This is a genomic window from Deltaproteobacteria bacterium, assembly GCA_003194485.1.
Lineage (GTDB): Bacteria > Desulfobacterota > Dissulfuribacteria > Dissulfuribacterales > UBA3076 > UBA3076.
On record PQXD01000015.1, the window covers coordinates 1 to 13,923 of the forward strand.

10 protein-coding genes and 1 pseudogene are annotated in these 13,923 nt (G+C 48.8%); 5 read left to right on the forward strand and 6 right to left on the reverse strand.

All coding sequences use genetic code 11. The features are described 5' to 3' along the window. Positions 1-542 precede the first annotated feature (542 nt). Together C4B57_08735 and C4B57_08740 are read left to right on the forward strand one after the other, a co-directional pair. Positions 543-1,595: a Fic family protein gene (locus C4B57_08735; GenBank protein PXF53779.1), complete on the forward strand. Its 1,053-nt coding sequence runs from the start codon at positions 543-545 to the stop codon at positions 1,593-1,595. A 29-nt stretch (positions 1,596-1,624) separates the two neighbouring features. Then, positions 1,625-1,843, forward strand: a pseudogene (locus C4B57_08740) (hypothetical protein). Positions 1,844-2,309: 466 nt separating this feature from the next. Here the strand turns inward: C4B57_08740 and C4B57_08745 are convergent. The 6 genes from C4B57_08745 to C4B57_08770 all read right to left on the reverse strand — a co-directional run bounded on the left by C4B57_08745 (position 2,310) and on the right by C4B57_08770 (position 11,061). After that, a complete protein-coding gene (locus C4B57_08745) occupies positions 2,310-3,485 on the reverse strand; it encodes a DUF1343 domain-containing protein (protein ID PXF53780.1) in 1,176 nt (391 codons plus the stop codon). 88 nt (positions 3,486-3,573) lie between these two features. After that, on the reverse strand, positions 3,574-4,341 hold the full coding sequence (gene recO / locus C4B57_08750) for a DNA repair protein RecO (protein PXF53781.1): 768 nt from the start codon (positions 4,339-4,341) through the stop codon (positions 3,574-3,576). Between the two features lie 8 nt (positions 4,342-4,349). Continuing rightward, complete coding sequence (locus tag C4B57_08755) at positions 4,350-4,793, reverse strand: hypothetical protein (protein PXF53782.1); 444 nt, start codon at positions 4,791-4,793, stop codon at positions 4,350-4,352. Further along, positions 4,790-5,845, reverse strand: coding sequence for a hypothetical protein (locus tag C4B57_08760; protein PXF53783.1), 1,056 nt, complete (start codon positions 5,843-5,845; stop codon positions 4,790-4,792). The genes C4B57_08755 and C4B57_08760 overlap by 4 nt, the downstream gene beginning before the upstream one ends. Positions 5,846-5,895: 50 nt before the next feature. Continuing rightward, the gene (mfd, locus tag C4B57_08765) at positions 5,896-9,495 is read right to left on the reverse strand and encodes a transcription-repair coupling factor (GenBank protein ID PXF53784.1); all 3,600 of its coding nucleotides are present in this window, start codon (positions 9,493-9,495) and stop codon (positions 5,896-5,898) included. 69 nt (positions 9,496-9,564) lie between these two features. After that, complete coding sequence (locus tag C4B57_08770; GenBank protein ID PXF53821.1) at positions 9,565-11,061, reverse strand: alkaline phosphatase; 1,497 nt, start codon at positions 11,059-11,061, stop codon at positions 9,565-9,567. Positions 11,062-11,568: 507 nt separating this feature from the next. On the opposite strand from C4B57_08770, the gene sixA reads away from it, so the two are divergent. From sixA to C4B57_08785, 3 genes are all read left to right on the forward strand, one after another. Further along, entirely contained in the window at positions 11,569-12,030 is a 462-nt protein-coding gene (gene sixA / locus C4B57_08775; GenBank protein ID PXF53785.1) for a phosphohistidine phosphatase SixA, read from the forward strand. Between the two features lie 102 nt (positions 12,031-12,132). Further along, positions 12,133-13,083, forward strand: a complete 951-nt coding sequence (locus C4B57_08780) for a hypothetical protein (GenBank protein ID PXF53786.1) — start codon at positions 12,133-12,135, stop codon at positions 13,081-13,083. Positions 13,084-13,380: 297 nt separating this feature from the next. Further along, on the forward strand, positions 13,381-13,923 hold a 543-nt coding region (locus C4B57_08785), incomplete at its 3' end, for a hypothetical protein (protein PXF53787.1).

Below are 13,923 nucleotides of genomic sequence, written 5' to 3' on the forward strand. Positions count from 1 at the left end.
ATTGCAAGCCAAGAAAAGGCGAGCCCTAAAGAGGCCTTCACTATTGCTAATGACTAAAGATTGAACCATGTTAGACTTTCAGTCGTATAAGAAATCTACCTGCTTTCAGCAGGTAGTGGTTTAATTTTGAAGGAAGGAAGATATTGAGGGTTCATTACTCACATGGCAGAGGAAGCATTCCCGGAAGAGTGTCAGATAAAATCAGAAGTCAATTAAAGCTTACAAAAAGGGACTTCAAGAATCTTATAGACTGTCTGCTGTCATTGAAGGATTACGAAACAATCCTGAAAGAAAAAAGCCTGATTTAGTTAAGTAAAATGGCAAAAAAATCTAAAAGACAGAAAGCGATCGAGAGGCTGAATAAAGCGGACTCCATTGTCAAGCCACAAATTCACCAGAAATACAGAAGTAGAAAATGTCAAATAATCTGCCAATGCAGGATGGAATCGTTCTTACTCAATTCGTATAACAAGAAGCAAACATATGTCACAAGCACCTGATGAAAAGACCATGTGGAAATCGTCTTACGGGAAGAAAGTGTTATGATGACATTGCGACAATTTTCTGCGGAGCCATCAACAATTCCCACCATTGCCAGTTGGTATCTGGCCGATTTAAGTAAAGCGCAGGGCAAGCAGGAATTATTCACTCATCAATCCCCTCAAAAACTCAAGATTCTTCGTGAGCATGCCTTAATTGAGAGTGCTATTTCTTCGAACCGCATTGAAGGCATAAATGTTGACCAGTCCCGGATCAATACCCTTATTTTGGGGGAGCCGCTTTTGAAGGACCGTGATGAAGAGGAGGTTCGAGGCTACCGTGACGCTTTGCGACTCATCCATGAAAAGGCCGGGGAAATTCCCGTTTCAGAGGAAACTATCCTGAAATTTCATAAACTTTCGCGCGGGCAAATATGGGATGCGGGCAAATATAAGGAAAAGAACATTGACATCATCCAGAAATACCCCGATGGTCGCCAGCGAGTGCGTTTTGAAACTGTTTCCGCAGATCAAACGCCTCAAGCTATGAGCGAAATGATTGAACTCTGGTCACGAGGGCTTCGGGAACGATGGGCTCACCCTTTTATCCTACTGGCTGCCTTGAATCTCGATTTTCTGTGCATCCATCCCTTCCGCGATGGCAATGGTCGTGTCTCGCGGCTCCTTTTGTTGCTGACTTGTTACCACTCGGGAATTGAAGTCGGCCGCTATATCAGCCTGGAACGGCTGATTGAACAAAACAAGGAACGTTATTACGAAACGCTTGAGCAAAGCTCGCAGGGCTGGCATGAAGGCAGGCATGACCCATGGCCTTATATCAATTACATTCTCTCCATTCTCAAAAACGCTTATCGTGAATTCGAAAATCGCGTCGATCAACTGAAAAGCCCCCGCGGAGCCAAAACAGAGCAGGTCGGGGCAGCAGTTAAGGCATTTGCCGGAACATTCACTCTCCATGAGCTTGAACGCGCGTGCCTGGGGGTTAGCCGGGACATGGTACGAAGAGTGTTAAGGGATCTACAAAAGGCAGGATTCGTGGAATGTCTGGGCCGGGGTCCCGGGGCAGTTTGGCGGAAAAAGGGTAATACCCTTTAAAAAGGGTAATAAAGAGGGTAACAAGACGCATGGCACAATCACCTGATGAAAAGACTTATGTGGAGATCCCCTTTATTGAGCAGTTAAAGGGGATGGGCTGGGATCATATCGAGGGTGATATTGATGTGCCGTATCTCACGGAGCGCGAGAGCTTCCGTAACGTGTTGCTGACCGGAAGATTACGCGATGCAATCAAGAAGATCAATCTTGATGATGGAGGAAGACCGTGGCTTGATGATGACCGGGTAAACGAAGTGGTCAGCAGACTGAAGCGAATCACTGCACCGAAATTCCTAAATTCCCACTTTTTTAGGCACTATGATATTAAGGAGGGATAATATTTCTTTCTGCTGTTTTGAGGTCTCTCCTACCAAGACCTCCTTATCAAAGACTTTGCATTTTAGATTTCTCATACATATAAGGGCTTCTTCTACTGTGTACTTATTTTGAAGCCCTTTCCTTAACATGGTAAATACCATAAGGGTCAAAAACATCAAAAAGAGATATCCTCTCAGCGTCTCCTCCTTATGTACCCTCAATGGTAACAGAGTTAGATCATCCTTGGAAAAGCCGAATAGTTTGTTCTGCTTTTATCCAACTCCCGGGTAGTCAAAATTGGGTTAGCACAGGTGGTCAATTTTAGGTTGTCATTTCGACATCCTTATGTGTTGAAGAGCACAAAGTAGCCAACCGTGAATCTGACAACCTGAGTAGTTACGGATATAGCAGCCAGGCCGGCCGGGCTTGCTCGAAGTCTTTTAAATCCTTGGCCCAGACAGACTGGATATCCATAGGGCCTGTTCCGGCATCCAGGGCCTCTCTCACCCTCTTGTCTCCTATAATCAGATCCGCGGGAAGGCGCTCGAACTCGTATTCATAGGGAGGGTCTTTCCATGCGAAATCCTTTGGATGCATCCTTTTGACTGCGGCCAAAACGGCAAGGGTCGTGATATATGGCCGGTATTCAAGTCTATTTGTTACGTGTATCTGAAAGCCTCTGCACCGTTTCCCGGACCACTTGTGGAAGGCCGGTTCGAAAGACTGCTCTCTCAGGATAAAGCCCGGCAGACTCCACTTTTCTGCCTCTTTTCTCACGGCATCTGGGTCCAGAAAAGGGGCGCCGAATATCTCAAAAGGCCGGGTTGTCCCCCTTCCTTCCGAGACATTTGTGCCTTCCCAGACGACCTGTCCTGGATATACCGTTGCCGTATCAAGGGTAGGCATGTTCGGAGAAGGCCATATCCAGGGCAGACCTGTTGCGGCAAAATCCATCTCCCTGCTCCAGCCCTGCATCTTCACAATGTGAAATTCAAGGTCCAGGCCCTGCTCTTCCATGAAAAAACCGGCTATTTCGCCAATAGTCATGCCATGGCGCATTGGAAGAGGGGCAAGCCCCACAAAGGATCGGCAGTCCCGGGCCAGAAGATTGCCTTCTATCACCTCGCCTCCCAGAGGATTGGGACGATCCAGCACTGCTATGCCTACACCTGCCTTGGCGCAGGCCTTCATGGCCAGGTAAAGGGTCCAGATGAACGTGTATACCCGGCAGCCTATATCCTGAAGGTCCACAACAAGAAGGTCTATTCCTGACAATTGGTCGGGAGAAGGCTCTCTGTCCTTTCCATAGAGACTGAAGACAGGGATATTAAGAGTCTGGGCAAAATCATCCGGAGACTCTTTCATGTTGTCCTGCTTTTCGGCGTAAAGGCCGTGCTGGGGGCTGAAAAGACACTTCAGTTGGCCCGGCAACATAGTGGAGAATATCAAATCCTTGGAATGCCTCAAGAGTGTGTCGACCGAGGCCTGGTTGCAGAGGAGCCCCAGCCTTCTTCCCCTTACCCATGATGGCGGATCTTCCAGAAAAACCTCAAGACCTGTGCGTACATTCATTTATAATAGACGTTTAAGGAACATTGAAGCCAGAAAATAGAAATTGGAAATTTGGACTTCGTGCTCTTGTTTCATCTCTCCCAAATTTCTACTTTCCAATTTCAGGTTTCAGGCCGTCAACGGCTGCATAAGAAGCAGGCACCTGATCCAAATGGTGGCAATGAAGACTTTTAATGAGAGACCAGGCCTCTTCGAACGCCGCATCTGTCATGGTCAGTCTGTAAAGCCTGTCAAGAGATCCGTTCTGAATGTATCTCAATGACCTTAGTGCCCCCAGGCTTATTTTATGGCTCCTTTCCCTTGATTTCAGGCATTCGCCACAAATGAATCCTCCTGCATGGAGTCTGAAAAATACATGATTGCCCACCGGCGGCTTTTTGCAACGGAGGCACAGGTCAAAACCAGGGGCATAGCCTGCCAGGGTCAGGAGCAGAATCTTGAAAAAGAGCGCGGTCTTTCGCGGATGGAGACCTTCGTTAAGGCAGTTAAGGCACCATCGAAGGAGTTTGAAAAGGTCTTCCTGTGGATCGTTTTCCTTTGTCCAGAGATTTACCAGTTCGCAGCACAGGCTGGCCAGGACATAGCACTCGACCTTATGTCTCAGAGATGGAAAACTGTCCAGTATTCCGGCGGATTCAATCCTGCTCAAACCAGTGGTGCGTGGCAGGGCCAGAGACAAGTTGAGCATGGTAAAAGGCTCGAGTGCATTTACAAAGCGGCGCCGGCTCCTTTTCGCCCCCCTGGCAACAGCCCGCACTTTTCCTCCAGCCATTGTGTAAAAGGTGATAATCCGGTCAGATTCTCCCATATCCCGGCCTGAAATTACAAATGCAGGGCTCTTGAAGATACCGGGCATATTGTTCGTTATTCCATGAACCGGAAAAACCAAAACGCCAGTACAAGCAATAAAAGGATGAGGAAAATCGCTGCTGCAGCACTGATTGATTTATTATTATTGAACAGGGCAACTTTATTTACATAATTAAACAATGTTTTGTTTGCCGGTCCGGTTGGTTCGTCAACACTTTTTTCATCGGCAGACTGCATCTCCTGGTAACGAAGGATGACATCTTCCGGGACAAGGCCTATGAATTCAGCATAGCTCTTGATAAAGCCTTTTTTAAAGACCTCGGCAGGCAGTTCTTCCCAGCGGTCTGCTTCCATGGCCCTCAACCTGTAAATCGCGATCTTGGTGCCTTCTGCAACCTCCTCCAGGGAAATCTGGCGCAGTTCTCGTTCCTGCCTGAGATATTCTCCTAAAGATTCCTTAAACATATTCTCTTTTCGGAATGCCAGAGAAAAAATCAAAGAAGTATCTGAATAGCCGATTTAGAGCGCAACTCCTTAATCCACTCTTCAAATTGGGTATTTATTTGTCTGCGGTAAAGTTTTTCTCTGACTTCCTTTATTTGGGCCGGGCTGGGCTCGGCCTGTCCGTTTTGCACTATTTCTTTCAATCTGAAGATCTGCCAACCCACCTGGGTATAAACTATTTTGCTGAAGTCGCCGGGCTTAAGGTCGGCTACGGCCTGTTTGACAAAGGGCGCCATCTCTTCCAGGGTAAAGGAACCCAGGTATCCACCGTCTTGGCCCGACGGGAGATCGGAATAGCGCCTTGCCACTTCTTCAAAATTCTCTCCTTCCTTCAATGCATTATAGGCCTCCTTGATCCTCCTTCCGGCCTTCTCCCTGGATCCGGGATCATCCTTTTCAAATGTCGTACATATGTGTTGCATTATATAGAGTGGTTCGTTATGGCCCTTTAAAAGAGAATGTTCCTTTAGATATTCATTAACCTGTTCATCAGTTATTACTATTTTTGCACGCACCTGTGCATCTATAAGTTCTGCCCTCTCAATTTGTTGCCCCAACTCCTTTTTGTATTCTTCGAGCGTGTGGCCTTCTGATGCGAGTTTTGCTGAAATCTCGTCTCTGGTCATATGATTGTCTTTACATATCTGGTCCAGGGCCCTCTCTATTTCCCGTTCACCTATCTTTATGCCCAGTTTTTTGGCCTCTTCCTTTGCAAGTCGATCATCTATCAGTTGCGGCAGGACCTGGGCAAGGATCTCCTGCCTCTTTCTCTCCATCTCTTCTTTGCTCATTTCTTTATTAGTGTACTTCTGGATCAGGGGCTGTGCCCAGCCTTCTAGCTCGGAAAGCGTGATCACGTCACCGTTCACTATCGCGGCTATCCTGTCGACTATGGCACCGCATGCCGGGCGGGCCTCAAATGCCAGGACAGCCAAAGCAATAAAAAGGGTAAGAGGGAATATATGTCTCATATGCTTACTCCGAAAAATCAGGACCTGATGTTGAAATTGAAAAGTAAAAATTTGGGAGAGATGAAACAAGAGCATGAAGGCAAAATCTCCGATTTCTATTTTCCAGTTTTAAGTTTTAAGCGAAATTACTCCTTTGTAGCCATTTTTAGCAGTACTTGCAAGGTCTGCCTGATGCATGCGAGACTATCCCCGTTCTCTTCAACAGGTTCAGGAAGAATAATCAATCTGCCATCCGGCAACAGGCGCCACCGCCGGTCCTTTTGTACTGCCTCTATGAGTTTTTCAGGATGAGGCGGACCTTCAGGTCCAAGACTCAGGAAAATCCGCTCTTTCTTATTAGAAAAACTCCTGTCAAGCCGTATCACGTTCAGCAGTCTCAGTATGCGCTTTATCTCCATCACCTCAAGCAGGGATGCAACTTCTCCCGGTATCGGGCCGAAGCGGTCCCTGAGTTCCAGTGAAAAATCCGCATCTTCCTCCTTGTCTTTCAGCCGGGCCATTCTCCGGTATAAGAGCAGACGCTGCTCCACATCCGGAACATATTCTTCAGGGATAAATGCGGGTACACCCAGGTTTACTTCCGGGTCTATTTCGTCTCTCTGGGGAAGCCCCTTGAGTTCGTCCACAGCATTCTGCAATAATTCAAGATAGAGTTCATACCCTACATCTGCAATATTTCCTGATTGGGAAACTCCCAGTATATTCCCGGCCCCGCGTATCTGAAGATCCTGCATCGCAAGGCGGAAGCCGCCTCCGGACACTGAGAGTTCCATAATGGCCTTGAGCCTTTTTATGGATTCTTTGCCCATTCCGGATATCCGCGGAACGAGCAGATAGGCATAGGCCTGCTCGCCGGCCCTTCCAACCCTGCCTCTGAGCTGATACAAGTCGGCAAGCCCAAGCATGTCAGCCCGGTTTATAATCGTGGTGTTTGCCGAAGGGATATCTATACCGGATTCTATTATGGTGGTGCACATAAGGCAGTCAATCTCTCCCCTTACAAACCGGATCATTATCTCCTCCAGTTCACAGGGATTCATTTGCCCGTGGATGACCTCTGTCCTGGCTTCAGGGGCCAGGCGCCGGATATGCTCTGCCAGCCTGTACAGGCCTTTTATCCGGTTATGGACGAAAAATATCTGGCCGCCGCGGCTCATCTCCCGCTCTATGGCCTCTTTTATTAACAAATCATCAAACTCGGCCACGAATGTCTTGACGGGCATGCGATTCCTGGGAGGGGTATTGATTACTGAAAGATCCCGGATTCCCAGAAGAGAGAGCTGAAGAGTCCTTGGGATTGGTGTTGCGGTGAGTGTAAGGCAATCAACAGTCTGCCTGAATCTTTTTAACCGCTCCTTGTGCTGAACCCCGAAACGGTGTTCCTCATCCACGATCAGCAACCCCAGGTCCTTGAATTTCACGTCCGGCTGCAGCAACCGGTGTGTGCCTATGATTATGTCAATCCGGCCCTCACTGATCCCTGCAAGGATCTCTCTCTGTTTCTGTCTGGTCTTGAGCCTGCTGAGGGCCTCTATAGTAACGGGATATCTCTGAAACCTGTGGATGAATGTCCGCTCGTGCTGCTCTGCCAGGATGGTCGTAGGTACCAGTACTGCCACCTGTTTCCCGTCTTCAACAGCCTTGAACACGGCCCTCATGGCGACTTCCGTCTTGCCGTAGCCAACGTCTCCGCACAGCAGGCGATCCATGGGCCTGGGCTCCTGCATGTCAGAAAGCACCTCTTCTATTGAGGCAGCCTGGTCCCGGGTCTCTTCATAGGAAAATGAGGCCTCAAACTGTCGGAACATGGCATCGGGAGGTGAAAAATCAAAGCCCTTGCTTACCTTTCTTTTGGCATAGAGGTCAACCAGTTCGTGGGCGATTTTATAAATATTTTTTCTGACCTTCCGTTTTGTAAGCTGCCAACTTGAACTTCCCAGCCTGTCAAGCCGGAGAGCACGACCTTCTATTCCTATATATTTCTGCACCAGTCCCATGCGGTCTACCGGCAGATAGAGTTTATCCCCGCCGCGGTATTCGAGGAGAAGGAATTCCCCGGGAATTCCGCCGGCCTCCAGCCTGGCAAGGCCCTTGTAGAGCCCTATGCCATGGTCCCTGTGCACAACCGGTTGACCTGGCCTCAGGTCCTCAAAGGTCAGATCACCTGCGGCTGTTTTCTCTCTTTCGACCCTTCTGTTCCGTCTGGCCCGTGCGCCTAACAGCTCTTCTTCCGTAATGACCAGGTAAGCCTCACCGGGAAGGGCAAACCCTGAAGAAAGTTGACCGGTACAGATCACAAGCCCGGGCTCTTCCGGATCATTGTTTAAAGGTGCCTGGATTACGGGTGGAGTGACCTCATCGCCGATAAGCCCGTGATAGCCAAAGAGCTCCACCATTCTTTCGCCATGACGTCTGCCAGGCACTACCAGAACAACCCTGTCTCCTGCCTCAATCCAGTCTTTAAGCCGGTCAATCACCGGGCCGAGGAGATCGGTCCCCCTTTTTGCTTTTTCAGGTATCAAGGTCAGGTCTGTCTTGCTCGATTTTATCTCCAGTTCCTGAATGTCAAGGGCCGGCAGGTTGAAGGAAAGCCCTTTGAATTTGGCGCTCGAGGAATTTGATGGCGATCCGTACAAATTGATGTCCTGAAACAGCCAGCACGTATGATTACCCATCTGCCTTGAAAGCTGCACCGGGTCAGATAATAGAGATTTCAGGGAAGAAAAGACCCTGTGCTCGTTAAGGGCTGATTTGTAAGCCTGCTCGGCCCCTTTCCAGTGATCCTCCAGCGCCTTTTCGACCTCTTCGGGCCTGTCAATCAGTATAGGGGTCTGTTGGGGAATATAGTCCAGGACCGAGGCGGGTTTTGTATAAAAAAGCGGCAGCAGTGCCTCATGTCCCTCTACAAGCCTTCTGGCCTCCAGTTGTTGCAGGATTTCATTGATCCTCCGGGCAGGAAGATTATACCTGGTTGCCCGCTCAACCAATTTTTCCTGGGCCGATTCAAGTATGGATTGGGAAAATACAAGCTCATTGGCCGGAAGTATAACCAGTTCGTCCAGATCTTCGGTCGACCGCTGGGTGAGCGGATCAAAGAGGCGCATCTCTTCCACAAAGTCGCCGAAAAAATCCACTCTTACAGGAAGGGTTGTCAAAGGCGGAAAGATGTCAAGCAGGCCGCCCCTTGTACTGAACTCCCCTCTGGACCGAACCGTGGCGCAGTGTTCATAACCTGAGTCAATAAGCCATTTGAGCAGTTTCTCCCGGTCAACCTCCTCTCCGGTCTGGAGATACTCTACATGGCCCAAGAGGATTTGAGGAGGAATTGTGAGTTCAGCAAGGGCCTGGACCGGGGCCACTGCCACGGCAGGACCTTTCTCAGTGGCCAGGCGGTAAAGGGTCGAAATCCTCTGAGAGTTTGTCTCGGTTGATGGGAGCAGCGGCACAAAAGGAAGCGAGTCATGGCAAGGATACAACAAAACAGGAAGGTCTGTGAAAAAAGAAAGGTCTGATACTACCTGTTCCGCCTCTTTCTGATGGGAAGTGATCCAGAGTACGGGTTGATTGACAGACTTGAGGAGTCTTGCAATCAGCCAGGCCCGGGAAGTGCCCATAAGGCCGGTCAGGGCCAGGACACCCCCTGGTTTCCTGATGGATTCCCCGAGTTTCAGAAGGATCCGTTCACTATTCATTCCGAGTTTATTGCTATTTTTGGCAGATGTCATCCATACGGATCAATTATTCTTATTTGGCATCCAACTGAAAAACATATAAGAGGGCCAACTGCGGGAGTCTCAGTTGATATCATATTCGGAATGAGAAGACATCGGGCAATGCTGGTTCGCAGACCTGGTAGTAGTGTAGAGCATTACGCCGTTCTCATCGTAAAATGAGAACTCGCATGTCTCAGGAGCCCCTCCTTCGCCAGGCCTGACGGTTACTTTCAGGAATCCGCCGGTAATTGTTTGATCGGTATACGGCTGGTCTATCAGCCCCTCAGGATCAGTGGAATTCGGGTCGCCTGGGGCCATTCCCAGTCGTGAGTTTGCATCGATCAAAGCCCCGCAGGAGAACTCTTCGAACCCATCGGGACGGATCGAATGATACTTCCAGTGCCTGTCGCCGCAAATGATATAGAAGTTTTTGTCCAAAAATCCGTTGTCGGCAAGCCAGCCGAAGAATTCTTCGCCCTCGTGTTTGAAGCCCATCGGATCGGCGTGGCAGTCTCTTCTGTACCTATCGTCTTGCCCTGGAGCAGGCCATCTAACAGTCATGTCATCGGGACCAATCATCGGCGTGGGTGAGATGAGAATCTTGAAAGTCGCATCGCTGGCCAAAAGGGTCTCCTTGAGCCATGCCTTCTGTGTTTCTCCCCAGAGCGTTTTCTCCGGCCCATCTTCCATCATGTTTGAGCTTCGATAGTCCCGACCTTCCGTCAGCCAGATCTGCAGCAGCTTGTTGATCCTGATCGTCCGGTATGTAACCGGGTGGGTCTCGTCAGGATCTACCACCGGCACCTGTTCCAGAAATGTCCGGATCCCCAGTTCGGCTGATGGTTTAAGATCGCCGGTCGTATCGGCATCATTATAGCGGAAGTCGTGATCGTCTTTCTCCCAATAGGTTGGTACCTGTGAGAACAGGGATACAAAGCGTGGTTGAATGAACTGCTTATGCCATTCTCGCCGCATCGTTTTCTGTGTCTTGCGGGGTAACGGGTAGGCGTCATAGTAGACATTGTCGCCTGTGCCGACAAAGAAGTCGGGATTCATTTCCCGAATCGTCTCCAGCCCGGGGTATCCGAGATGCTTGTTAGGTGGGCCTGGGAGGATATGGAATTTGAAATAGTTCATCCCTGTGACCACTACGAAACTCACCTTGCTGGCGACGTCCGCAGGATCAAGGGTTCTGAACGTACATGCGGGACCCGTCTCAATCGTATTGACGTCTTGTCCGTAGAGGAGACGATAGTAGCAGCGCGTTCCAGGGGTCAGGCCGGTCACTTTCTTCTTGATCATGAAGTCGTTCTCAGACTCTGCATTAATCCATTCCGTGAATGACGATCTGGTGAACTCGGGATCGGTCGAAATTTCAAAACGGGCCACTCCCCGAGTTCCACGCAGTCCGCAGTCTCGAGTTTTGCAGATCGCGGTGAGGCGGGATTGAAAGATGGCGCTGTCCGTGGTTACTTCGCCTGTTATTTCCCCCTGACTGTGTCCGATTCCCGTAGCGCAGCCGGCCAGTGAAAGCAGGAAAATACAGCATAGAATCAAAAATGGTATTCGAAACTTCATGATAGCTCCCTTCATATTCCATTGCTCCGTGAAGGCCTATGTCCGCGATCCCCTCCTGATCGGATCAACAGTTCTCATAAATATAGCATAAAACATGGCACAGTAAGAAATAATACTTCATGGGGTGCGGCCTCCATCCAGAAGAGCCTTTGTGCCCTCAGGCATCCTTTTAACATGTTCCCAGGTTTAGACGGAAGATAAAGTCGAGTCCACGGAATTTTTTAGGTGAACCCATAAATATAATAACGCTTCGTGTTGATAATGGTAACGGGAACTTCGGTCTGATTTGACAAAATAGAGATAATATGAGATGTAAAAAATACGGGTTTAAATAGGCCCTGAGACTGGACCGGCTTGTTATTAAAAATTTTCTGCATTAAATTTTATCTTTCAAAGAAGCAGACAGCATGAAAGCATTAGTAGTCTATTCAACCAAGACAAAAAACACTTTGAAATTAGCTGAAGCACTGTATGATACCATTTGTTATCGCAAGGAGGACCGGTTTCATGGCACTTTTTCTGGTTCAGCACGGCAAAAGCCTGCCAAAAGATAAAGACCCCGAGCAGGGTCTCTCAGAGAGAGGTATCTCAGAGGTTGAGCAAATCGCAAAAGTCGCCAAGGGATATGGTGTCCGCGTATCTCGCATTATTCACAGTGGAAAGAAAAGGGCGCTACAGACTGCGGATATCTTTGCATCTTCCTTGAAGCCCGAGGATGGTGTCCAGGAGAGCAGTGGATTGAAGCCGCTGGACGATGTGTCAGCATTTGCCGGCAAAATAAACAGTGAAGATAATGTCATGTTGGTAGGTCATCTTCCCTTTATGGAGAGGCTGACTTCCTATCTTATAACAGGGTCTGCCGATAAGCCGGTGTTCAAGTTCCAGAACGGCGGGATTGTGTGCATGGATCAAGATCCGGATAGCCGCTCCTGGCTTATCAGGTGGGCACTAATGCCAAACATAGGGTAATAGGTCGTCTTGAGACGAGGTCCCGTAGTATTATTAGTTTGCCCTTGTTTATAGCAGGCCGCTGAAAATCTCAGGCAGAACCGGGATATCTGAGGACCTGATATGCTGACTTCTGAGATACTGCGCCGGTTTCTGCTGGATCTAAAAACCTGGTTCAGGGTTGAGCGCGTACTGATTTTGGCCGTGCCTACAGGCATTATTGCAGGACTCGGCTCGGTAGTATTTTTTACGGCGCTGGATCTATCCCATACATTTTTTCTGGACTACCTCGCCGGTTACAGGCCTGCATACCCTGGAGGAGAGCATCCTGTATTAGAGCCAGGTCCTACTGCGCACTTAATACGGTGGATGCTGGTCGTGGTCCCAACCATTGGAGGAATTCTCTCCGGTTGGCTGGTATATACCTTTGCACCAGAGGCGGAAGGGCATGGCACTGATGCCCCCATCGATGCCTACCACTTCAAGAATGCAGCTATCCGGGCCAGGGTACCCCTCATAAAAATCATATCATCAGCCATTACCATCGGATCAGGCGGTTCGGGTGGCCGTGAAGGTCCCATTGCCCAGATAGGGGCCGGATTCGGTTCTACCATTGCTTTACGATTGGGACTGAGCAGGCAGGAAAGACGCATTCTTATGATGGCAGGCATGAGCGCAGGGATCGGCTCCATATTCCATGCACCCCTCGCAGGGGCGATTTTCGCTGCTGAAATCCTCTACAGGGAAATAGATATGGAGTATGAACTCCTGGTCCCCTCTGCCATAACCTCTGTCATAGCCTACTGTGTATTTTCCCTGTTCTTTGGCTTCGGGTCCCTATTTGTAACGCCTCCCGTCGGTTTTGTGAATACCGGAGAGATCCTCCCCTATACTATTCTCGCAATAGTCTTGGCCCTGATTGCCAATATCTATGCCAGGGTCTTTTACGGTGTGAGGGATATCTTCCGCAAATTGCCTGTCAAGCCTCACCTGAAACCCTGGATATTTCATATAAGATACAGGCAGCAAGCACCGGGTAGGCTGCTTGCCATACAATTACTGCCATTGGTCTGAAGATTCTTTCATAGAGCAACCATTTTTTGAGTCAACTCCTCAATTTTTCTAATTTTTTTTCACAAAACGAAAAATTTGTCCATGACGGTGATTTTCCGTCAATGTTATTTCCGTATCATTTAACGTGCCTGTGGCGGCGATAGCCGGGTGCTTGACGGTTAGTATATATCCCCTCCTATACCAAGGCCCAAAAGGCCGGCAGCGGCCAATGTAGGACGTCTTTTTTATCAAGAATATCAATAGGTTATATTGCATTCCCCTTTGACATCACCCGCCGTCTATGGTAGTTATAATTTTATGGGTTTAATCAATGATGCATCGCAAAATATAGCTGACCGCCTGACATGGCATACCGCCAACAGGGATCAGGCCGGCATAGCCAAAAATCTTGCCGACGGACAAGATATCCCCGAAGTCTATGGCCTTGGAGAGGCAGGGCTCTTCGATGAATTCTTTTACTTCCTCGACCATCTTGGTTTTAAGGATTTGTTTATGGGGCTTGATCCCAAGTCAAAAAAACGAGAAAGCAATGTGCCGTTCATGGCCATTATTTTCATCTACTTGATGCGTATTGTCGCAGGCCTCAAATTCTTCTGGCACATTGACCCTGTCATCCTTCATTGTCAATCTCTTATGAGGATTGTGGGATTCAACGGTAGACAGATTAGAGAAGGCACATGTAATCGGGGAAAGGAAAAAACTCCCTGCGATTCTGATGAGGAAGGCAGACAACCAACCAAAATACGAGGCCCTGTGTGTCCTAATTTCATTGCTTCTTCCATAGCAGCTATTACTGCACCTGCCCTGGAAAGACTTTTTAACCGGGCAATAGTCCTCCTT

Bases quoted from the DNA above. Each gene is read 5' to 3' on its own strand.
- C4B57_08735 (PXF53779.1), top strand. From the start codon at position 543: ATGATGACATTGCGACAATTTTCTGCGGAGCCATCAACAATTCCCACC.
- C4B57_08745 (PXF53780.1), bottom strand. From the start codon at position 3,485: ATGAATGTACGCACAGGTCTTGAGGTTTTTCTGGAAGATCCGCCATCA.
- recO (PXF53781.1), bottom strand. From the start codon at position 4,341: ATGCCCGGTATCTTCAAGAGCCCTGCATTTGTAATTTCAGGCCGGGAT.
- C4B57_08760 (PXF53783.1), bottom strand. From the start codon at position 5,845: ATGCTCTTGTTTCATCTCTCCCAAATTTTTACTTTTCAATTTCAACAT.
- mfd (PXF53784.1), bottom strand. From the start codon at position 9,495: ATGACATCTGCCAAAAATAGCAATAAACTCGGAATGAATAGTGAACGG.
- C4B57_08770 (PXF53821.1), bottom strand. From the start codon at position 11,061: ATGAAGTTTCGAATACCATTTTTGATTCTATGCTGTATTTTCCTGCTT.
- sixA (PXF53785.1), top strand. From the start codon at position 11,569: ATGGCACTTTTTCTGGTTCAGCACGGCAAAAGCCTGCCAAAAGATAAA.
- C4B57_08780 (PXF53786.1), top strand. From the start codon at position 12,133: ATGCTGACTTCTGAGATACTGCGCCGGTTTCTGCTGGATCTAAAAACC.